Genomic DNA, 22614 nt, shown 5'->3' on the forward strand with positions numbered 1-22614 from the left:
AATTACTTGTTGTTTTTTAATTTATTTAGCGCTACTAAGTCTGAAATACTTGTAGGTCTTTTTGGTGTTTTCTTATATAATTCAGGTATATCAGTTCCTTCAATCTTATAATATGGAAATACTAAATTGAAACGGGTATTGGTTAGTGGTATTTTATAGTCGATATTGATTTTTATAATCCCATCTAAATACTGCGATTCATCTAAGTAAATTTTAATTACTTTAATTCTTGGCTCGTATCTAAGAATAGCAGTTTTAATAGTTTCTACAATTACATGCGATCTTGAATTAGAAATAGACTCAAATAAATAAGTGTAAATATCACAACCATATCTCGGATTCATAATACGTTCACCTAGCTTTGTATTTAATAAAATGTGTAACGATTGTTGTATATCCATTTCATTAGAAACCATTTCAATACCTAAAGAACTTTCTTTATGAAAAGTAGGAGGAAAGCTCCAACCAGTTCCTAAGAATAAATTATGATTACGTATGTCTTGTTTTTTTATTTTCATATCTTAATTAAGATTTACTGAACTACCACTAACACTAGTCGTTCCACTACTGCTGAATGTAGCTCCACTATTACCATTAATGGTTACCGAGTCATTTGCTGATCCCGAAATTGATCCTGAATTTGTGGTAAGGCTAATATCATCACTAGTAGCAGTCATTGATATACCAGATGCTTCTATGGTTAATGCATCAGCCGCTTTTATTGTCATGGCAGATTGGCTTTCTATGGTAATACCATCTCCATTCATTTGTATTTGATTGCTATTTTGATCAGTAATTGTAATGCCTTCATTTTGTTCACTTAAAACAATTGTATTTCCTTGTGGTGTAAGAAATGTCATTACAACATTTTCGTCATCAAATTGCATTTGTAACTGACTTCTGGTAATAAGTCCTTTTAAGTTGTTATCACTATCAGCAGGAATTAACGTGTCAGCAGGAGGTAAAGCACTACTGTACATGCTTCCTAAAACAACAGGATAAGCAGGATTACCATCTATAAAACCGAGTATTACCTCATCATTTACTTCAGGATAAAAGAAAGCACCAAAACTATTGCTCGCATAAAAAGAAGCCAAACGCGCCCATACAAATTCCGTAGTGTCATTTAGCATTGGAATTTCTACTTGTACTCTGTACTCTCCGCCATCTTCATCATATACATCTTGTACAATACCAACTTGTAGTCCTTTTACATCAATTAAAGTGTCTTTTATATTGGGTTCAGATGGAGAATTTTTTACTTTTTCGTTATGAAATTCTGGCATCATACCAATTTCAACTTCAGTAGTCCATTTTCCGCCAGTTAAACTGTGTGCTACTTTTGATACATAGGCATCACCATCAAAAAGTTCGCCTAAGCCTGTTAATGAGATCAGTGTGTTTGGTTTTACCTCTGCCGATCCTGGGAATTTAATACTTCCTCTATATTTAGACATTCGTAAACGCAGTAGCATAGCGTCTGAAAGTTCTTGTGTTTCATCTTGAGTTAACGGAACCGATGTATACAGTGTTTCATCTGCGTCGGTTACGGCTTCTAGGTCTGATTCGTCTGCATCTCCTTGTTCATTAGTACTTGGTTCGCTGGCTTCTGAACTTACAGAATCTTGCTCAGAAGGAGTCCATGAGTTATAGTTAACAGAGTTTAATTGGTCTACAGACTCTAGTTCAATATCCATTTCCATGATATCTCTACCATATTCTAGTTCTAAAACGGCTTCGCTATCTACAGAAATAGCACTCACAACTAAAGTACCGTTATCGGTTACTACAGCCATTCCGTTTCGTTGTGCTCTGCTGACAATAAAATCCCAGTCAGAGGCTTGATATTGTATAATTTTTTCTTTGGTTACTGTTGTGTCAGTAACATCAGTATCTAATCCTAAATTATCAGCAATTTGATTAATAGCATCGCTATCTAATGAGTCAGATAACACTACTTGACTTTTACTTTTTACAGCTTTTACAATACTATCTTTACAAGTAATTTGAAAAGTAGTACCAGAATCATCTATTTTAACAGATTGTTTAGTTACTTCACCAGAAAAAATAGTAACAGTACTAGTAGCATATCCTAATGATATTTCAATAGCATTTCCTGTTTTAAAAGTATCAGCATCTGCAATTTCAAACATTTGAGTAGATGGATTTCCATCTCTTATAGTAATGCTTGCTTGTGCAATGGTATCTATTTCTTGTGTAATGTTTACATTCATTACACCATAGGTGTCCGGAATTGCATCACCTTCTGAGGTAATGGTAAATGATACTAAATTATTGCCACTAATAATGGGTGAACTTGCCATAATTCATTGTTACTTTAAAGGTGGTAAATATAGTTTTGTTCCTGGTTCTAAATTTCTAAAGTTTAAAATATTGTTATAGCTAGCTACATCAGTATAATAACTACTGTCTCCATAAATTTGATAACAAATTAAAGGCAACGTATCTCCTTCTTTAATTTCTATAAAGTGTGTTAAGTCTGGTGACTGATTATCTGCTTCGGCAGCAATATCATCTGCAGAAATAGCGCCTTCAAAAGCAACACTTAATTTTGCTCTTAATGGTGTTCCGTCACTTTGAAATAAGGTGTACGATATGTTTAAAGAAGTAAGTTTACATTTAAAAACTAATGTACCCCAAGATAGAATTAAGTAGTTAGGTTCGTGTATACTTCCGTTATACGTAAAACAAGTACTTTTAAAAGTGTCAACTTGGTCAGAAACAGAAGTTGATGATGATAATAAACTACTAATACTACTGGTACTAATAGCACCTGTTGCGTCAAAATAAATATCAAATGACACTTTTTCTGGAGGTGTACCTTTATACCAAACTGAAGTTCCTGGAGAACCTACAGGTTGAAATTTATTGTACTCAATAGTATGCTCATGCGTATAGGAAGCAGGATTTATTTGTACAGTACAGCTATCTCCTGTTTCGCTAGAATATTCATTGTCTGAATACGCAGTTATGGTCATTAAATCTTTTGACATTAACGTTCTTTAAGTTTTTGTAACTGTCTTTTAACTTCTTTTTCGCAAAGGTTTGCCAAGGTTTCTTTTATTTGACTCATGTCTAAAGTCTCTTGTTTAGATGCTATGGTTTCCTCTACTTTTACCTTTATAACTAACTCTCTTATTTCTATGGGCATAATTAAATTACTAATGAATAATCGTATGCTAATTCTAAAGATTCTATCAGAATTTCATTATTCATAGAGTTTAAAGGAGAAAACTCCCACTTTACAGGCCAAGCATTTACAAAACTCCAGTTTTTTATAGGAAAACTATCTTCATCTAACAAACTTAAAATAACGGTTTGCGTAATAATACTAGAAGATAAGCCGCCTCCAATGGTAGCTTCACACCACAATGATAGTGCTGATATACTTGATGTTACTCCACGTTTTAATACTAAATTCTGATATTTTGCTCCAGTAGGAACCCGGTGTTTAAACCGGTTTTCCCCACCTTCTGCAATTTCTTCAATACCCATTTCCATAGACATACCTGACACTTCTTTGAAAGAGGTGTCAAATAAGCCTAATTCTAATGGAAATGTAAGTCTAAAATAAAAACTTGGTAATGGGTAATCACTCATAAATATTAACTATTAGCAATAGTTAAGCCTTCATGAGCAAGTTCTAATGTTTCAATGGCTACTTCGTTAGCATCCGATTTTAAATCGGTAGCAGTAATTTTAGTAGGCCATGCATTTGTTAATGTCCATGTCATTGTTGGAGAACCTGATTCGTCTAATAATTTGATAACTACTGTTTCTCTTTTAATAGTATTCATTTTAATAGCATCGTACCATTTCCAGAAGTTATTGTCTTTCACAAATACTCCTTTTTTAAGAGTAACATTACTAAATTTAGCTAAACCAGGCATTTTAATAGTACTAAATGTCTTACTATCTCCATGTCTGTATTCAACTGCTTGTGTTTCTGTATCTAAACCAGATACTTCTTGAAAAGAGGCCGTATTATCTTGTGAACCTAAGCTTACAGTAAAATAAAACTTAGTTAACGGCCAAATTGATCCTTGTGCTGATCCGTCATCTGCCATAATATGATGTTTTTAATTTTTTGGTTAAATGTTTTTTAGCTAGAAGTTATGAGTTGGTAGCCAGAAGTTTTTTAATTTCTTCGAGCTTCTAATCTTAGGCTTCAAGCTTATGTTTTTTAAGTTGAAATTTAGAAGATGATAATCGTTAGCTGAAAGCGTTTGAATTACTCCTCGTTTCTGACTTCAAACTTCAAGTTTCAATCTACTTTTGCATTTCTTGTTGGAATGTAATTTCGATAAATTCAGCAGGATGAGATACTGCAACTTTTACAGCGACAATCATTCGTCCGTTTAAAATATCGTCCGGAGTCATAGTGCTTCCTAACCCTACAGTTACAGTAAAAGCATCTGCAGGTTTTGGTCCTACTAATCCACCTTGATTCCATAATCCTAATAAGAAATTAGTGATCATACTTTTTACAGAAACCCAAGTTTTTGCATCATTAGGAGCAAATACATATGCGCTTGCTGCTTCTTTTACAGACTGCTCAATGTAAATTAAGGTTCTTCTTACGTTAATATATCTCCAGTCGTTAGAGTTACCGTCTAAAGTTCTAGCACCCCAAACAAGTACTCCTTTTCCTGGGAAAGATCTAATGGCACAAACAGACTTTCCATCTAAAGGCATGTTTAAATCCTCTTGTCCCTTTAAATCAATTTTAATAGCTGGAGAAACAACACCTTGTACACCTACATTAGCAGGAGCTACCCAAACACCTTCGTTATTATCTACAACTGTATAAATACCAGCCATTGCAGCACTAGGAGTCATTAAGTTTAATTTCTCTAACATGTGCTTTAATAATAACTTATAAGTAGCACTTAAATTTTTAAGTACTGAATCTGCTTTATCAGGAGTAATTCCATCTGCAGCTGGCTTAGCAGCAAATAAAGCTGTAATGTATTTTGTAATAGGGTTTGGAACGCTATTTTTTGTTTTTGGATCAATTACATTAGGAAACTCAGCATTCAACATTGATTTTACAGTATTGTAACTTGCAGAAGCAATGTTTTTGTAAGAGATGTCTGTTAATTGATTTACAGTAGTGTGTAACCAAGGATAGTAAGCAGCTGCATAACTATTAAATTTAGGTAATGTAGGCTCAACAGCATTTCTAAATGCTTCAACACTTGTAGTACCAACTAAAGGTTCTTGGTATCCACCAGGAATGTCTAAAAGAGCAACTCTTGTAGTTAATTCTCCACAGTGATTAATTAACTCTCCTTGTAATGTGTAACATAAAGCATATTTTTTAGCCATATCTGTTTCTGTAGGATCCATTAATTCTACAGCATCAGGAATTACAATCATTGTTGGTTCAGATTCTTTTTCTAATACTGTTAAAGCATTTGTAAAAGGATCAGTAGAAGTTAAACCAGTTGAAGAGTAATCATATCCTCCTGTTGATACAACATAACAAGTTCCTCCACCATTTTCGTAGAAAAATTTGATAGCGCTGTACAATCTATAATTTACAGTACTAGTAGCTAAACTTACTCCTGTATCTCCAAGATGGAAGTCTGCAGGTGCTGGTGTAGCTGTTGCTGAAGTGTCAGCAGCTTTTGTATCTCCAGATTTTTTCTTAGGATCAGCTGATGCTGGCTTTGGAGCAGGTGTTGCTGCAGTTGATGATTGAGTTACGGTAAACTGAATTTGTGGAGGTTTACTTCCAAAAATAGCGTTGAATTCTGCTAATGAAGTAATTCTAACAGGTTTGTTTACCAGGTTTTTACCGTTGTAACTAGTCTGTCCTGTGTATCCAATAAATGCAGGAATTGCAGTAGGTACTGGTACAACAGCGTTACCAAAAGCGTCTAATTCTTGAATATAAACGCCGGGTGTTTTCATTTCTGTTACTGACATTTAGTTAGTATTTAAAAAAGGTTAAACATAAATTGTTGTTTGAGAATAGTATACATTCTCATTATTTACTTGTTTGGTTATGAGTGATGTTGCAGAAGGAACAGGCATTGGAATGTCTAGTTCTGTAACAACATCTGAAAATTGATTTGCATACTGAATTTTTAATACAGAATGCTCTTTAGCTTTTTGATACAAGGGAATGGCATTGGTTGTGGTAAATACATTCGATGCTTCTTCATTACCAAGTACTTTTTTCTGTTCTACATCACCGTACTTTTCATTATTAGCACTTTCAATTTCCATATTTTTAATATCAATCTTTTTTTCCTTCGGAATAATGACAACATATTCTCTAAAAGTGGCTCTAGCATCAAAATGTAACTGCACAATAGGCAATGCGTTTTCTCTTAAAGATTCTACAGCATTCCTCATATTTATATGTAAAATACCATAACAGTTTGTTGATAATCTTTCTGAGGTTCCGAAGAAAGTATTTACTAATTCGTTATCTATCCATAATTCATATACACCAGTTCCGTGTACTTGTATATTAATAAAAGCAGTTGATTGTTTTTCTGGTGATATTTGATTAAAAATCTCTTCACCATTATTTTTAATTATTATTGAAACACTCTTTTCTTTTGGTACTGGAACTGAAAATCGTAGTGTTCCAACAGTTAAAGTATTTTTTACGGTAATAATTGGTTGATCAGCAAAACGATTGACTACTTTTTCATTAGTAGCGTAAAGGATTGTATTTGCTTTTTTGGGCAAGGTTACATCTGTATAATTATCAAAAGTTGCATCTGTATTAATCAATTGAAAAAATAGATCATCTGCATATGCTAATTCATCCCATATTTTTTTTGAAGGAGCTACTTCTGCATAGGCTAAAAATTGATTTTTTAATTTTTGAAATCTTATTCCGTAATTCTTTAAAGTACGTTGTGTTTGTTGCAAAGGAACTAAGTCAAAAACAGTACATTCTTTATTGTTAAAATAAAGATGTTCTATTAAAAAAGTAAACCAATGTATGTGTTCTTTATGCATACTTAATTATTGTTTTTGAGCATTTGTATTTAAACTTCCAACTCCTGCTACTCGCTCTCTTGCTTGTCCTTTTTGAATTGTTACCATACGTATTTTATATACCATTGACGGAACATATTTAGCGCCTATTCCACTCCATACATGACTTAGTTCTTGCACAGGAACATTATAAATTTCAAATGTGAGTCTTTTTATGCTTGGATCTAATTCAGGATGTGTTTCTGGTTTAAAAACTCTAGAAGCTTGAAACACACCAATTACAGTTGAAAGCATTTTTAAAGCCTCCATATAATTTTCAGAATTGTAATTAGAGGAGATTAATAAATATAGATTTAAATGTACACTCGGGTTTACCCTGTTAAAAGCACTACTTCCAGAACTCACATATTCTTCTCTGTTTTTTACAGTTTTTTCTTGTTCGAGATTTATAACTGATAAAATGACTTTGTTTTCAATATTTTTTGAAATACTACCATCTAAGTTTATCAAACTACTTACCGTAACTATATCATCAGCTAAGCCAAAAGTCATTTTTAACTCTTTGTTTAGTAAATCGCTTATAAATAGAAGTACTTTGTCTAACATTATGCTTTATTTTTTATCCCCTAACTGGGTTTTAATAGCTGAAACAACCATTCTTGAAAAATAAATACCTAGAAAACAGATGGCATATAATACTCTAAAGGCAGGTTGATCAATTGTAATAATCTCTGAAATACCTTCAATTTCTTCTGCCAGTTTTTTATTGATAATTTCGGCATCTACACTTATGATATAAGCTATAGTTAATGATATAGGGATACATATGAGTGTTACAAACAGCAGCCATAGGAATTCTTTAGATATCGCTTTTTTAACTGCTGCATATATCTTTTTTATTTTATCTGATTCTTTCTTTATACTCTTTTCATTCATTTTTAATATAGATTTTATGGCAAATCTTTCTCCTTTCTTTCTATCATTTTATCAGCCAAGTAATAGGCGGATATTCCAAGCAAGAAGCCTACTATTAAAAATACAGTTCCGTCACTTATAATATTTTGCATTCTAAAAATTATAATAGCTAATATTAGCATGAAAGCTATATAATAGTTTCGCAAAGCTTTATTATTAAAAAAGTTGTTTCGGGTGTTTGGTGATAACATGGCAATAACAAAACCAACACAAGCAAAAAACAGTACAAAACACATGATGTACAACAAAATGGTTTTGTAATTAGTAATGTGTACTAATTTTTTCTCAACCTTATTGATTTTACTGTTGGGGTCTGTTAAACCTAAGTTGTCTACGATTTTTGTTACTACTGAAGGTGAGGTGCTCGAACTGCTACTACCATTATTCCCCCCGTTAGAAGTTGAATTATTTCCAGAACCATTACTATTAGAGTCTGCTGTTCCATTTACACTTCCATTATCTGTTGAATTTGATTGGTTAGATCCATTGCTGTTGTTTTGACTTGTACTTCCACTACCATTTCCATCTCCGGGAAGATTCATACTAGGAGACTGACCAAATTCATCAGAAATTAATTGCCAAAAACCATCATAGCCTTTATCATAACCTAAAGCCCAAATTCCAAGTCCTTTTAGCTTTTGTTGTTTTATTAGTTGGGTTTTAAACTTAAAACTGGTTTCATTTTCAAACCAACATTGTCTGTAGGTAGTTTTATCTCCTTTTACTCTATAAACACTATAAGCACTTTTACTAATATCATCAATGTAAATAGATTCGTTTTTTTCAATATTGGTTTTTATATAACTATAAGTTCTACTACCTATATATTTTTTTACTTTCGATTTAACATCTAAATTTTTAGTTTCCCAAAGCGTACCATAAGTAGGTAAAGCTAAAATGATTTTATTACTAGGTAAATGACTTTTATAATAATCTACAGATGTGGTTAAGTTATACGGTTCCCAAAATTTTTCACTCTTTAAAGGTGATACAGGACCTGCTACTTTACTTCCTTTTCCATAGTAATCGTATCCCATTATTACAAAGCAATCCACAGCTTTGTTTACCGAACCAAAATCAATAGATTCGCTCCAGTTTACACTAGGAACTGTAACATAAATTTGATAATCTTTATTAGCGCTTTTTAATCTGTTGGATAAGCTCAGCAGAAAGCTAGTATAATGACTTTTATCTCTTTTTTCTACACCTTCAAAATCAATACAAACACCATTTGCTTGTCGTTTATTTACTAACTTAACCAAGTTGTCAATCAAGGTTTCAACAGCATTAGCGTTTTTTAAAAATATTCGATTGTTTTTATCACCAAAATTACTCACCGTAAGGAGTACCTTTTTATTTTTAGCTTTTATTGAATCTATTAAAGGAGTCGTTGACCAATCATGTGTGGTAATGGGGGCGCCTGTCTTAGGATTTAATTCATAAGAGAAGTAGGCGACAGTAGAAAGCAAAGAAAAATTAATGTTTTTATAATAGTCTTTTTCCCAATACGGGTACCAACCAAAAACTTCATAGTTCAGTTTAAAATCTTTAGGTGTAAAGAATTTTTTTAGGTTACTTTTTTTAACGTCAACAGAAGAAAATACATGTGCTTTTTTGTCCTTAAGTATTTTATGATGCTGATGTATGAATTTTCTAGCTTGTTTAGCAGAATCATTATGTTTAAATAGATTCTTAAAGAACTTCACTATCTTCTTCTCTTTTTTTACTTCTTTAGGCATATCCTGAAGTGCAAAAGCAGTTGTGTTTACTATAAAAAGTAAAAGTAGAATAGAAAAGACACTTTTATAGTTCATTAAAAATGATTTAAAACATATCTTAAAAATCAATATGTAAGAAGTAGCCTATAAAGCTCAACAAGTACACGAGAAATACTTTGTAAAGATTTTACAATTATTTGGAAGTATTAAGTTTAGTAGTAGCGTTTAAAGAGTGTTTCTATACAGTTAAGATTTTTTTGATTTTAATAGTTGTTTGGTTATTTAATACCACAAATTAACATATTTAAAATAAAAAACCGACTATTTGAAGCTAATATTTATGTAAATATTTTATAAAGCTTACTTTTTTAAGTATTTACTCTGTTTGTTAACACTCATAACGGAGTAATAATTGCTATTAATGTTACATTGAGATTAATTTATTTTGTTAATTTAATAGGAATTACTATCTTTTGTATGTAATTAAATAACAGTGTGTTTAAGTTGTTTTTTGCTGAAATTTGTTACCTCCTAAACCCAAACAAAACTACCTACTACTAAATAAGTTTAATGTTAGTAATTATATGTGTCAATTTTTTAGTTGACATGCTTATTTACAGACGATATTTTAGGATTTAATGAGTTTTATGTTCAAATTCTTTTTGTATGCATACTTTATTGTACCAAATAAGGAGCTAGAGTAATATCATTATGGAAAAAAAATTAATTGATAGGGGGCTATTATTGTTTTTGTTGTTAATTGTTAAGCTTATTAGTGCACAGCAAGACCCTCATTATACCTATTACATGTATAATACAATGAGTGTAAATCCAGCTTATGCAGGATCTAATGATCATACGGTGATTACTGTATTAGGACGGACACAATGGATAGGTTTAGATGGAGCACCTGATTCGCAAACATTAAGTTACGAGACACCTTTAGGGTACACTGGAGTTGGGCTGGGAGTGAATTTAACAAATGATAGAATTGGGCCTGCAAATGAGATTTATTTAGATACCAATGTTTCTTACAGAGTTAGAACTAGTGATGAAGGGAATTTAGCTTTTGGCTTAAAATTAGGAGTACGTCATTTAGGAATTAATTGGAATAAAGGAACACCTCAACAACAAGAAAGAGGATTTCAAGGTACCATAAGTAGATTATTACCAACAATTGGAGCAGGAGTTTATTTTTATAAAACTAAGTGGTATGTAGGACTTGCAATACCTAATCTTTTAAGAACAGATCATTATGATGATACAGTAGGTACTTCAGCTTTTGGTAGTGGAGATGTAGCGCAAGAACGGTTGCATTTCTTTGGTATTTTTGGATATGTTTTTGATTTAAGTGAAACGATAAAGTTTAAACCCGCAGCGTTAGTCAAATTGGTGAATGGAGCACCGGCTTCTATGGATATATCGGCTAATTTTTTGATCGAAGAAAAGTTTTCTATTGGAGTTGCATGGCGTTGGGATGATTCAATAAGTGCCTTATTAGGTATTCAAGCAACAAAAAATTTAAATATAGGCTTGGCGTATGATGTTACTACTTCTAATTATAGTAACTATAATTCGGGAACATATGAGATAATGCTTCGTTGGGATATATTTAGACAGTATATATTAAAATCGCCACGATTCTTTTAAAGAAGTTATTTATGAGAAGTGTATTAGTTGTTTTTTTATTAATCAGTTTAGTTGGTTTTAGCCAACGACGTTATGCAGCAGATCGTTATTTTAAAGAGTTTGCTTATGCAAAATCAGCAAAGTTATATGAGAAAATTTACCATAAAGGAGATACATCTAAGCAAGTTTTAAGTCGCTTAGCTGATTCGTATTATTTTAAAAATAACTCTAAGAAAGCAGAAAAATGGTATAGGTTGTTGTTTAAAAATTTTAAAGATAGTATTTCTTCTGAATATTTTTTTCGCTATGCTCAGGTGTTAAAAAGTAATGGAAAAGTGAAGGATTCTGATAGTTGGTTACAAAAATTAAAATTGAGTAAAGAAAATGATTCAAGAGCTCTAGCCCTTGAAAACAATCAAGATTATTTTGAGGATTATAGTACTAATGAAAAGACCTTTGTCAATTTAAAGAATTTAGATATTAACACTAGGTATTCAGATTTTGGAGGATTTATTTATAAAGATCAATTGTATTTTGCTTCTACACGACCTAAAGATGATAAATCAAGTAAGAGGCGATATCAGTGGAATAATCAGCCATTTTTGAATATTTATGTAGCAAATGAAGAACATTATGAGATGTCACCAAATTTAGATACTGAGAGTTTTAAACAATTTATAGAAGTGAATACACGTTATCATGAATCTAATGTGATTTTTACTTCAGATGGAAAGACCATGTATTTTACTAGAGATAATTATGATGGTAAGAAATTGAAAGGAGACATTAATAAAGTAGCTCATTTAAAAATATATAGATCGGATATGATTAACGGCGAGTGGCAAAATATGAGAAGTTTACCTTTTAATAGTGATGCTTTTTCTTGTGGGCACCCTGCTTTAAGTACAGATGAGAAGAATTTATATTTTGTTTCTGATATGCCAGGAGGTTATGGAGCTACAGATATTTATCAGGTAGAAATTAAAGATGATGGAACTTATGGTAAAGCTAAAAATTTAGGAAGACAAATTAATACTGAAGGAAGAGAGATGTTTCCTTTTATTGACAATGAAAATATCATGTATTTTGCTTCTGATGGTCATTTGGGTTTAGGAGCTTTGGATGTGTTTGAATCTAAGATTCTAAATATTAGTTATACTAAACCTAAAAATTTGGGAACTCCTATAAATGGACCTAAAGATGATTTTGGTTTTGTTATAAGCTACGATAAATCATATGGATATTTTTCTTCTAATAGAAAAGGAGGAAAGGGAGATGATGATATTTATAGTTTTATTATAAATAATCATGAGTAGGATAAAATACTAAAATACCATCAAGAATTATTTGGATATTATAATACTTGATGGATCTTTTATTTAACTTTTTAATGACTTCCACCAACTTCTTGAGTATTACTATTAGAGTCATCATCACCAATGCCTGTTGTAGGGTTTAACCCCATATTCCCACCAAAAACTTTGTGAGAATTCTTGATTTTAGCAATTTGAAACTTTTTGAAATTTAGAAGGTCAGATTTTAATTCTCGATTTTTTTTCATTTTTTAAATTTATTTGATTGGAGGCTAAACTACTGAATAAACACATAACACTTAGTGTTTTTATTATTGAAATTTATAAATTTCAATAATGTTTTTAGATTTAAATATCTTGTTTTTCAGTTGTTTTGTGTTCATTAAGCTGTTTTATGAAATATGTAATACTTATTCCTGTTTTCTTTTGAAAAGCTGTAGAAAATGATTGTGCTTTATTGAAACCAGCCTCTTCAGCAATTGCTTGAACAGTATATCTTCTGAATGATTTTTCTGTTTTTAATTTGTCAATAGCATAGTTAATTCTTAATCCATTTAAGTAATTTGAAAAATTAACTTTTTTAGAACTATTGATTATTTTAGATAAATAAGTACTGTTCGTTTTTAACTCTTTAGCAAGAGTGTTTAAGGTGTAAGATTTTTTTATAAATTTATTTGAGTTTTCAAAAATGGATAATTTATTTAACACTTCTTTTACTAATTCTTCAGAAAGTCCTGTAGATTTTGTAGTGTTAACTTCAATTAATTCAGATTTTTTATTATCAATTATAGAGTTTTGTTTTTGGTTTTTATTCATTAAAGCAATGAATCTCTTTTTGTTAATGAGGCTTTTTCTGTAAAAATGAAAAGTGAAAAACAGGAAAAGAGAGGTTAGTAATATTAGTATTATAATGTATTGTTTGTTAGAAAAATTTGCTTTATTTAATTGGTCTATAATTCTTTCTTTTTCAGATATAAGTATTGGTATTTCGTATTTATTTACAATTTTTTTACTTAAATTTTCATGTTTGTTTTTCACAATACTATCAATATTCAAAAGACTTTCTATAGTTTTTAAATACTTTCCATCGTCATTGTTTTTTTTATAGTACTTGAGAAGGTGCTCATAAGATATTTTGGCTTGAAAAAGAATTTCAGAGTGTAATTTAAATAAAGAGTCATTTTGTTTTAAATATTCAATTGCTTGGGGTTCTTGTTCTTTTCCTAGTAGAGCTTTGTATAGATTAATGTTGCTTATGGCTATATTTGTCTTGTCATTTTGAAATAATTGACGACTTTTTAAAAGGCTGTCTATAGCCATGTCATATTCTTTTTTGTATAGCATTGTGATGCCATAAGTAGATAAAAAGTGTGGGTATAAGTACTTATCTACATTATTAAAGCTTTCTGAAATCCCCTTTTTATTTATTATTTCTGCAGAGTCTAAGACATTGTTTCTGTTATATGAATCAGCTAAAGCAAATAATGATTTTAAATATTGTTTTTGATATGTTGCCTTTTTTTCTTTGTTATTAAAAAACAATAGATTTTCTCTAAAGATTTTTAAAGATTCTTTTGGCTTATCATCAATTTGATTTTTAAGAAGACCTATATAATGTTTAACACATAATTGACCATATTTATCATTAGAGATACCGTAGAATTCGTTTGCTTTTAAATAATTATCCAGAGCTTCAGTGTATTTGGCTAAATAATACAGTTGAATCCCTTTTTGTAAATATCCTTTTGCTGGATATTCACTATTCTTTTGATTAATTTTTAACGTTAGTATACTGTCAGCATACTTAACTCCTTTTGGAGTATGTCGATAAATATTAGAGAAAGAATAATAACCATCAGCAATTTTAATGGTGTTTTTTTCTTTCTTAGCTTTTAATAAAAAAGCTTTTGCGTACAGTTTTTTAACAGAGTCATTTTTAGAGTTTATGCTACGATGTTCTAAAATATCGAAACTCATTTCTGTTAAAGAATCAATAGAAATACTTTGGGAAAAGGTATTTTGAATGATTATTAAAAATAAGGTTACTAGTAGAATGTTTGTTTTAAAGGGAGGCATTTGATTTTACTAATTTAAAATTATAAAAACGATATAAATTATCATAACAAACCAGCTCGTGTAAGCGTTGTTTGTCTCTAAATATCCTGTTTATCATCATGTGAATGTAACTTGATATCAGATCGTCAATATTGATTTTATTTTGCGTGTTTTTTTCTAATATGTTAGTTTTTATTTTATTTAATTGTAATTTTTGAGTATTCAGTAAATCAATTAGAACTTGATACTCAAAGTGATGTTCCATTTCTAAAAACTCTATGATCTCTGTTTTTAGATTATTATATTTTTTATTTAATTGTTTGCTTAAAGCTTTGTTTGAATTAAACTCAAATTTAAAAGCATCTAAATTTCTTTTTGTTAAGAAAAGCCTATCATTTATGCTGTAATCAAAAGCATCAAAAACTATATTGATAGATCGTAAGGTAAAAGCAAAAAGTAGTATGTCATCTTCTATAATCTCTAATGCATTTACACAGAGTGTGCTATCTATATTAAAGAATGATTCAGCTTCTTCTATTGTATCTTTACCATATCTTTCTATTTCTCTAAAGTAAGTGTCTGTTTGTATTTTCCATATTAAATCGTTTTCAACATAACTAGAAATAGCTTTGTTAAAAAGATTAATTATAGTGCCCAATTGATCAATATTCGTACAAAGAAATCGAACTCTTAAATGAGTATCAGGATCTTTATATCTGATAAAAAACCATTTACTAATCAAATTTTGGTTAATTAGTTTTTCTACTAAGGGTTTTATGGTGTTTACTAATACAACGTCAGAAATTCTCTTACCACAGTATAGTTTATAGTAAATCCATTCATCTCCAAGTATAAAGGCTCGTTTCATAAACTTTACAGGTTTAATTTATCATGATTATACAATGTGATCATACATTCATTAGTAAATTTTTTACTACCTCTATTTACTACTGTGTCTTCTGTAAATAGAAACTCTTCTAATAAACATTTTTTTTGGTTTTTAATTGTATTCAATAGAAGTTGTATGCTATTAAAATTTTCTAGATTTACTAAAAGTAAATTATCACTTTGAACTAGTTGAACATATTTAGGGACATGAAAACGTTTTCGCCACCTACTAATGGACTCAATAAGTAGTTTTTTATTACTATAATTTAAATAAAGTTTTTGAATGTCATTTTCTTTTAAGTTCCATTTAGCCTTACTTAAAATAGTTTTATTATAAATTACTCTTGGTAAAAAAGGATGCTTTGTAGTTATTTTTGGCCACGAAAAACTAAAATATCTTTGAGTATTTTGTAACTGTAAATCACATAAAAAATGATAGATAGGTAATGCATTAACAGAATAGTTGTGAGCATTAGTTAACCTTGGAATCACTTCTTTATTATGTTTCTTTGAGGTAAGGATAATTTTATTTTTTCTAATAGAAATAAACAAGTCATCAATTGTTATTTGTCGGGATAAAGCTAATGTCGATTTAGCCAGATATGGAATTTCAAAATCTCGTAAATGAGACCTTTTTAAAATGTTACCTATCCTAGCTTTGGGCAAATGAACAATTTCTGCAATAATCTTATCGGGTTCCATTTGCTGTTCTAAATTGGTGATTTGTCGAATTAAATCAGAGTTTTCATAAGAAAATCTCCCTATTAAATTACCAGCATTTGCAGATACTCCTTTTATATATAGACATTCTTTACCGTCAATTTTTAATACTTGTGTTTGTGCAGATAATGTGTCAGGTGTGTTTTTCCAGTTAACTTCAATATGCTTAAAATCTTGATCTTTTAAAGTCAATACATAATCATTATTCTTTTCTGTATCTAATAATTTTTGATATATGATTTCATCGATTTCACTCCAAACAAGAGTTTCTTCTAAAATCGTTTTTGGACTTGGAATTATATCATCTAAAAACGGGGTAGTATCAGAAATAGCAGTATGTTGTATATACCCAATTCCTAATTCAACATCTAATACCTTAGCTAATGGCATTTCTCTTGTTTCATATCTAGATATAAATGCTCTCTTAAAATTTTGAAGATTACTATTTTCTTTTAAAGGAGATAATTTATTTAATAAGGGTAGCGTATTTTTAACAGTATAAGCATGTTTTACAGATAATTTATTTGTACTTGTTTGCGTAAAAAGGTCTGTTTGAAATACATACTTTTGATCATAAGGAATATTCAATTTTTCAATAGCAGAAAAACACTCAGAATAAATACTTGATTCATTACCTATTTTTTTATCAATATCAGTTAAATGAGATTGTAATAATAATAATGGAGAAAGAATATCTTCAGCGTTATGTATTGAACTAATTTTCTCAATTAGTGAGTTCAAAGGATCGTCTCCAGTTACATTTAATTCGAATTCACTAACTAAAATTTGGTTTTCAATTAGAGTTAATACAAAAGCTTTTGCATCCTCTATTGATATATCGTTGTTAACAATCAATTCAGCTAGTTGTTGTATTGTTTTACCTTCTTTAGCGCTATTAATTATTTCTTCAATATAAATATTACTCTCTATACTTTCAACACTATAAGATCTTTTTAAGTTCTCTATCAGGTATTCAATATATCTATACTGATCAGCTACTTTATAAAGCGTTGAGTTTGGGTAAAAAAGTAACTTATCTTTAATAATCTCATTTTGGAAAATATAATTAAGTAATGAGGCTATATAATTGGTGTCGTATTTGGTAATTCTTTTATGCTTTTCTGCTGATACTAGTTCAATTTCTGTTTCCTTATCGAAGTTACCATATGAAACACCAGCAAATAAACCAAAAGGAGTACATCTAGTAGATGATCTAATTACATATTTTAAAAATGTTTGATAGAGTTTTTCATTTTGAATAGCTGAAAATTCTTTTTTTTTAAGAAAATTAAATAACTCATTAAATAAATAAGGAGAGGCTAAAAAAATAGCTTCTTGTAAAAAAATATTGTTCCAACTTAGTTGTAAGTTCTCAAAAAAGTTTTCTTCATTGGTGAAAATATCATTGCAAAAATCTAAAGATAAAGCAGGTGTTCTTAGGCAGTATTTTTCTTTAAATCGGTACGGGTTTTTATTCTTTTTCATTTTTTAGTAGGTGATTAATGGTACAAATATAATGATTTAAAGATGGATTTTATTTTTTGTGTTATCTTTTGATTATAGGGTTGTTTTTTAGGTTTTTACGTGTTTTTTTATGTGTTTTAAATTTATAAATTTCAACATAAGTATTTATAAATTTCAGAGATTATGGTTTTTAACCGTCGCGATTTGTCTATTAATTTGTGAAAGGGGGAACATTGAATTTTGAAATATTAAATTTTAAGTATTCATTGTTTTTTTACAGTGACTCAGTCTAGCTGAGAGAATTAAAGCTGTGTTTAATAATCAAATAATCGAATAAATTTATAAAGCTATGAACTTTAATATAGGTTGGCACGTACTTTATGTGAAATCTCGTTGGGAGAAAAAAGTACACGATTCTTTACAAGATATGTCTTTAGAGTCTTTTTTACCTCAAGTGAAAAAGGTAAGGCAGTGGAGCGATAGAAAAAAGACAATTCTAAGCCCTTTGTTTCCGTCATATGTATTTGTGAATATTAATACATCCTTAGAGTTTTATCAAGCATTATCTGTAAATGGTGCATGTACATATATAAGTTTTGGAAAAGAATATGGAAGGGTAACAGAAGAAGAAATAGAGCAACTAAAACTTTTAGTTGGAGTTAAAGATATAACTGATGTTGTAATAAATAAGGACAGACCTAAAGTAGGAGATGTAAAAAAGATTGGTTATGGACCTTTAAGCGGATTGGAGTGTAAAGTGATAAAAAATGGGAATTTGAATAAAATAATTGTTCAAATACAATCACTAAAACAAAATATTACAGCAAGTATTCCTGCATGTTACTTTAAAGAATCAGCAATTTTAGAAGAAGTTTAATCTTTAACGAGAGTTCAACTCAAATTAACTTAATATTAGGTGAAGATTTCTGAATTTTATTACTAGGTTTTTGTTAAGAAAAAGAGTATATTGTAAAGTCAATAATTAAGTTCTCTAAAAAGTTGTCAAATGATCTGTGTATTGAATGTTCAATTTGATATATGTTTTTCTGTACATCGTTTACAGATTTTATGGCGGCTCTTTTTCTTAGATATGCTTTATCCATAAACTTAATAGTTTTCTTTTTTAATGTTTTTTCTCAGTTTTGAAACTAAATGAAGCCCATCTGCGTTCAGTTTGGCGAATATACCTTTGCCTAAATAGTTTTTGTTGCCGTACACTTTTTCAAATATTTTATCTTGAAAGTTTTTGTTTTTTTAAGGATATCGATCAACTAGATTGGCTTTTTTGGTCAAAAAATCAATAATTTTTCTTTTGTTATTATAGACTATATATAATCGAACAATTTTGAAGCAGGTTTGTGAATCTGAGAATGTTCATATTCCAAAAGGAATAGTTTCAAAGAGTCATATTCATGTTGAATACCGTCCTTTGTTGTCAGTGAGTGATTTGGTAAAAAGATTAAAGAGGTTGAAATTCAGAGAGGTTGAAATTAAGGTTTCCTGAGCAGAATAAATGTTACTGAGGTTGTTATTTCTGGTGTATAGGTTAATGTACGTTTGAGTACAGGTAATATTACATATGAAAAGGTAAATCAATATCTAGAACATCATAGAAAGCCAGAAGATGACGGCTCAAATTTTACATTATAATGAATTTCAATCGTAACAAAAACTATGGTGTTTTCAGTTTGTAGCTGTTTGTTTTTAATTTAGTTTTTTAGTTTACTAAATGTGTTCTTTTTAAGTCAAACTGACGTTATTTATGTATATAAAAATATTTCTATTAATAGCAACAATCTCTTTGTGCAGCTGTGTTAAATCAGATAAAAGAAAAACTGTTTATCAAGAGCAAGTTGGAGATACCCCTTTTGATATAAAATTAGATAATCCTGATTTTAAGTTTTGTGATTCTACAAATGTATATCACTCAAGAGCTAAAATAACCTATAAAAAAGGTAATAAAGATTTAGAAAAAGATATAAAAAACAATTATGTTTATCAAACTTCATTTGAAGATGTGTCAGGTTATTTTTTTGTCAGATTAGCTATTAATTGTGAAGGTAAAGCTGGCAGATTTAGAGTGCAATTTGTAGATAACGAATTTAAAGAAAGCTCTGCTCCTGAAAAGTTAAAAAAACAAATTATTTCAATTTTACGAAAACTAAAAGGATGGAAACCTGTCCAATCTAAAGGTCAGTTATATGATGGGTATACATTTATAGTGGTAAAAATAGCAAACGGTAAAATTATATCTCAATGAAAAAAATATTCTATGTATTTCTAATATTTCAAGCATGCATACAAGTTAATAGTCAAGGAAACTGTTTGTTATACCCTGAAAATAGTAATGAAAGAAAAGCATGTAATTTAGGTTATGAGGTAATAAAATACAGGCAAGGTAGTAAGCAGTCTCAAATACTTTTTGATTAAATTATTAAATTAAACCCTAAATATGATTGGGCTTATATGGAAAAATCGGTACCATATTTTAAAAGAGGTTTTATAATTGAAGGGCTCGATATTTTAAATAAAGCGATTGAACTAAATCCTGTAAAGCATTTATGTTACAGAGCTTATTGGTATTTTCAAAATAGAAATTATCAAATGTGTATTAGAGATTTAGAAAGGTATTACCAAATGCCAAAGTCGTATGAGGTAGAATTAACACCAGGTGGAGATTTGGATATGAGGTTTTTACTTGGTATGTCTTACGCTAAAATAGGAGAAATTAATAAAGGTATTGAAGTAATAAAAAATTGTATTGATAGTTATGCTAAAAATTCTGATGCGGGTTTTGTAGATTTTCATATTTTAGGAATGTTATATGTAAAAAATAAAGAGTATAAGAAAGCTTTAGAAGTATTTAAAAAGCAAATGCAAATAACAGAAGATTACGCCGATACTTATTATTATTTGGGATTGGTATACGAAGAAATAAATCAACTCGATAAAGCCAAGGAGATATATAAAAAAGGAATAGAAAAATTCAATTATGAATATAGAATAAGAAATGGTTATCTATGTTTTAAAGTATATGTCACTGATCTAGAAAATCAATTAAACAAAATAACCAAACTTTAGAAATACTAAAGTTTGGTTATTTTGTTTTTGAATTAGTTGGTTTAAGAATCAAGATTACACCAAAATGGTAGTTCCAGAAGAAGTTTTGTTATTATTTTCATCAAAATAAAAATCAATTCTTCCTAAATTAATTCCATAAGCACCAACTTGATTTATTAGTAAATTTTTACCATCAATATTTTTTACAACCGTAGGTTTAGGTAAAAAAGTATGAGTATGGCCACCAATAATTAAATCAATATTTTTAGTCAGCTTAGCCAAGTTTAAATCAGAAATTTTATTAGGATTACTCTTGTAATAATATCCTAAATGCGATAAACAAATAATTAAATCACATTTATGTTCATTCTTCAACTCATTTGTAATATCCTGAGTAATTTCAACAGGATTTATATAATGAGTTTCTTTATACATTTTTTTATCAACTAATCCTTCAAGTTCAATACCTAAACCAAAAATTCCAATCTTAATTCCGTCTCTAACAAGAATTTTATAAGGTTTTACATGTGTATCTAAAACGGTATTTTTAAAATCATAATTAGCAGAAACAAAATCGAACTTAGCATTTGGTAATTGTTTATACAAACCATCAATAGAATTGTCAAAATCATGATTACCAATTGTGGCAACATCATATTTTAACATACTCATCAATTTAAACTCTAATTCACCTCCAAAATAATTAAAGTACGGAGTCCCTTGAAAAATATCACCCGCATCTAATAATAAAGTATGCTCATTTTCTTTACGAATCTGTTCTATCAATGTAGCTCGTTTTGCTACCCCACCTTTATTAGCATGTCTGTTATGATTTGGTTTAAAAGGCTCAATATGACTATGCGTATCATTGGTGTGTAAAATGGTAATATGTCGTTGCTTTTTATTGGTAAAAGCAGGTAAAGTTAATCCACCTACCATAGTAAGAGTAGAAGCACCTCCTAATTGTTTAATAAAATTTCGTCTTTTCATTACTTAATTATTACACGGTTATCTAAAGAGGTTTTTAAAGTATCTACTTTCTTAAAATGATCAATAATAGCATCTCTCATTTTATAATCTAATTTTATAAGTTTTTCAGGATTCTTAAAGAAAACCATTTTATCACCACCACCTTGTAAATAGTCAGTAGTTAATACTACATAAGTATTATTTTTATTAAATGATTTTCCGTTAATAATTAAAGAATAATCCTTGTTTCTTTCGTTAACAGTTAATTGTATGTTTTTAGATAAAGGATGTGCTTTTTTACCTGATAAAAAATATTCAATCAATTCCACTACTTTTTCTCCAGTTATTTCCACAGCTACCAATTCATTTTCAAAAGGCATTAATTTAAAAGCGTTTTCAGTAAGTACTTTTCCTTTTGGGATAGTAGCTCTAATTCCACCATTATTAAACATAGCAAAATCAATATCCTTTCCAGTTTTCTCTTTAAAAATAGGCAAAGCATTTTCAAAACATAAATCAGCCATTAAATTCCCTAAAGAACTTTGCAATTCTCCATCGTTTTTAACCAAGTCTGTAGGATTATAACACAGAACTTGTTGCATTTCAGCAGTCATTTTATTTTTATAAGGAGTTATAATACTATCAATTTCTGAAGAAGAAGCGATAGTACTATCTACAGCAATTGTTTTTGCTGTAATTTTAGTAAGATGCTTATTGGTTTGCTTACAAGAAACAAACAAAAGAATAAAGCACAAAAAAGAAGTAACTCTCATTATGGTTTAAGTTTATTTTAAATAACATTTTAGAAAGCCACTAAGCTATACATTTTATGGATAAAATAT

At 29.5% G+C, this 22614-nt stretch carries 25 protein-coding genes; 6 read left to right on the forward strand and 19 right to left on the reverse strand.

Annotation, left to right across the window (positions count from 1 at the left end):
- Window positions 1–2: 2 nt before the first annotated feature.
- The 11 genes from EYW44_RS05985 to EYW44_RS06030 form a co-directional block, all read right to left on the reverse strand.
- Complete coding sequence (locus EYW44_RS05985; RefSeq protein WP_132722764.1) at window positions 3–518, reverse strand: GPW/gp25 family protein; 516 nt, start codon at window positions 516–518, stop codon at window positions 3–5.
- Between the two features lie 3 nt (window positions 519–521).
- Window positions 522–2324, reverse strand: coding sequence for a type VI secretion system tip protein VgrG (vgrG, locus tag EYW44_RS05990; protein WP_132722765.1), 1803 nt, complete (start codon window positions 2322–2324; stop codon window positions 522–524).
- Window positions 2325–2333: 9 nt separating this feature from the next.
- Entirely contained in the window at window positions 2334–3014 is a 681-nt protein-coding gene (locus EYW44_RS05995; protein WP_132722766.1) for a CIS tube protein, read from the reverse strand.
- On the reverse strand, window positions 3014–3172 hold the full coding sequence (locus tag EYW44_RS22115) for a DUF5908 family protein (RefSeq protein ID WP_165872165.1): 159 nt from the start codon (window positions 3170–3172) through the stop codon (window positions 3014–3016). The genes EYW44_RS05995 and EYW44_RS22115 overlap by 1 nt, the downstream gene beginning before the upstream one ends.
- A gap of 2 nt (window positions 3173–3174) precedes the next feature.
- Complete coding sequence (locus EYW44_RS06000) at window positions 3175–3621, reverse strand: phage tail protein (protein ID WP_132722767.1); 447 nt, start codon at window positions 3619–3621, stop codon at window positions 3175–3177.
- Between the two features lie 5 nt (window positions 3622–3626).
- Window positions 3627–4088 (reverse strand): phage tail protein, encoded by a 462-nt coding sequence (locus EYW44_RS06005; RefSeq protein WP_132722768.1) that lies wholly within the window; start codon window positions 4086–4088, stop codon window positions 3627–3629.
- Window positions 4089–4290: 202 nt separating this feature from the next.
- Window positions 4291–5952: a phage tail sheath family protein gene (locus EYW44_RS06010; protein WP_132722769.1), complete on the reverse strand. Its 1662-nt coding sequence runs from the start codon at window positions 5950–5952 to the stop codon at window positions 4291–4293.
- A 21-nt stretch (window positions 5953–5973) separates the two neighbouring features.
- The gene (locus EYW44_RS06015; protein WP_132722770.1) at window positions 5974–7002 is read right to left on the reverse strand and encodes a hypothetical protein; all 1029 of its coding nucleotides are present in this window, start codon (window positions 7000–7002) and stop codon (window positions 5974–5976) included.
- 6 nt (window positions 7003–7008) lie between these two features.
- Entirely contained in the window at window positions 7009–7587 is a 579-nt protein-coding gene (locus tag EYW44_RS06020; protein WP_132722771.1) for a DUF4255 domain-containing protein, read from the reverse strand.
- A gap of 6 nt (window positions 7588–7593) precedes the next feature.
- A complete protein-coding gene (locus EYW44_RS06025; RefSeq protein ID WP_132722772.1) occupies window positions 7594–7917 on the reverse strand; it encodes a hypothetical protein in 324 nt (107 codons plus the stop codon).
- 14 nt (window positions 7918–7931) lie between these two features.
- Window positions 7932–9770, reverse strand: a complete 1839-nt coding sequence (locus tag EYW44_RS06030; RefSeq protein WP_132722773.1) for a glycosyl hydrolase family 18 protein — start codon at window positions 9768–9770, stop codon at window positions 7932–7934.
- A 615-nt stretch (window positions 9771–10385) separates the two neighbouring features.
- Between EYW44_RS06030 and EYW44_RS06035 the strand changes: the two genes are divergently transcribed.
- On the forward strand, window positions 10386–11324 hold the full coding sequence (locus EYW44_RS06035) for a PorP/SprF family type IX secretion system membrane protein (protein ID WP_132722774.1): 939 nt from the start codon (window positions 10386–10388) through the stop codon (window positions 11322–11324).
- Window positions 11325–11335: 11 nt separating this feature from the next.
- Complete coding sequence (locus tag EYW44_RS06040) at window positions 11336–12619, forward strand: PD40 domain-containing protein (protein ID WP_132722775.1); 1284 nt, start codon at window positions 11336–11338, stop codon at window positions 12617–12619.
- A 71-nt stretch (window positions 12620–12690) separates the two neighbouring features.
- On the opposite strand, the gene EYW44_RS22120 is transcribed toward EYW44_RS06040, so the two are convergent.
- The 4 genes from EYW44_RS22120 to EYW44_RS06055 all read right to left on the reverse strand — a co-directional run bounded on the left by EYW44_RS22120 (window position 12691) and on the right by EYW44_RS06055 (window position 17764).
- Entirely contained in the window at window positions 12691–12864 is a 174-nt protein-coding gene (locus EYW44_RS22120) for a hypothetical protein (protein ID WP_165872166.1), read from the reverse strand.
- Window positions 12865–12964: 100 nt separating this feature from the next.
- Window positions 12965–14593, reverse strand: coding sequence for a helix-turn-helix domain-containing protein (locus EYW44_RS06045; protein WP_165872167.1), 1629 nt, complete (start codon window positions 14591–14593; stop codon window positions 12965–12967).
- Between the two features lie 85 nt (window positions 14594–14678).
- On the reverse strand, window positions 14679–15539 hold the full coding sequence (locus EYW44_RS06050; RefSeq protein ID WP_132722777.1) for a thiopeptide-type bacteriocin biosynthesis protein: 861 nt from the start codon (window positions 15537–15539) through the stop codon (window positions 14679–14681).
- 5 nt (window positions 15540–15544) lie between these two features.
- Complete coding sequence (locus EYW44_RS06055; protein WP_132722778.1) at window positions 15545–17764, reverse strand: lantibiotic dehydratase family protein; 2220 nt, start codon at window positions 17762–17764, stop codon at window positions 15545–15547.
- 328 nt (window positions 17765–18092) lie between these two features.
- Between EYW44_RS06055 and EYW44_RS06060 the strand changes: the two genes are divergently transcribed.
- Entirely contained in the window at window positions 18093–18620 is a 528-nt protein-coding gene (locus EYW44_RS06060) for a UpxY family transcription antiterminator (RefSeq protein WP_132722779.1), read from the forward strand.
- A 73-nt stretch (window positions 18621–18693) separates the two neighbouring features.
- On the opposite strand, the gene EYW44_RS06065 is transcribed toward EYW44_RS06060, so the two are convergent.
- The gene (locus EYW44_RS06065) at window positions 18694–18846 is read right to left on the reverse strand and encodes a transposase (RefSeq protein ID WP_132722780.1); all 153 of its coding nucleotides are present in this window, start codon (window positions 18844–18846) and stop codon (window positions 18694–18696) included.
- 4 nt (window positions 18847–18850) lie between these two features.
- On the reverse strand, window positions 18851–18961 hold the full coding sequence (locus tag EYW44_RS22860; protein WP_165872168.1) for a hypothetical protein: 111 nt from the start codon (window positions 18959–18961) through the stop codon (window positions 18851–18853).
- Between the two features lie 544 nt (window positions 18962–19505).
- Here EYW44_RS22860 and EYW44_RS06080 point away from each other — a divergent pair.
- From EYW44_RS06080 to EYW44_RS06085, 3 genes are read left to right on the forward strand one after another with little or no spacing between them, the layout of a single operon-like run.
- Window positions 19506–20003 carry a hypothetical protein gene (locus EYW44_RS06080; RefSeq protein WP_132722781.1) on the forward strand — a complete coding sequence of 166 codons (498 nt, stop codon included), beginning with the start codon at window positions 19506–19508 and terminating at the stop codon, window positions 20001–20003.
- Window positions 20000–20173 carry a hypothetical protein gene (locus EYW44_RS22125; RefSeq protein WP_165872169.1) on the forward strand — a complete coding sequence of 58 codons (174 nt, stop codon included), beginning with the start codon at window positions 20000–20002 and terminating at the stop codon, window positions 20171–20173. The genes EYW44_RS06080 and EYW44_RS22125 overlap by 4 nt, the downstream gene beginning before the upstream one ends.
- Before the next feature lie 36 nt (window positions 20174–20209).
- The gene (locus EYW44_RS06085; protein ID WP_132722782.1) at window positions 20210–20824 is read left to right on the forward strand and encodes a tetratricopeptide repeat protein; all 615 of its coding nucleotides are present in this window, start codon (window positions 20210–20212) and stop codon (window positions 20822–20824) included.
- 54 nt (window positions 20825–20878) lie between these two features.
- Here the strand turns inward: EYW44_RS06085 and EYW44_RS06090 are convergent, their stop codons facing one another.
- Together EYW44_RS06090 and EYW44_RS06095 are read right to left on the reverse strand one after the other, a co-directional pair.
- Window positions 20879–21793 (reverse strand): bifunctional metallophosphatase/5'-nucleotidase, encoded by a 915-nt coding sequence (locus EYW44_RS06090; RefSeq protein ID WP_132722783.1) that lies wholly within the window; start codon window positions 21791–21793, stop codon window positions 20879–20881.
- The gene (locus EYW44_RS06095) at window positions 21793–22545 is read right to left on the reverse strand and encodes a 5'-nucleotidase C-terminal domain-containing protein (RefSeq protein ID WP_132722784.1); all 753 of its coding nucleotides are present in this window, start codon (window positions 22543–22545) and stop codon (window positions 21793–21795) included. Before EYW44_RS06095 ends, EYW44_RS06090 begins: the two co-directional genes overlap by 1 nt.
- Window positions 22546–22614 lie beyond the last annotated feature (69 nt).

Source organism: Tenacibaculum sp. M341 (assembly GCF_004337695.1).
Lineage (GTDB): Bacteria > Bacteroidota > Bacteroidia > Flavobacteriales > Flavobacteriaceae > Polaribacter.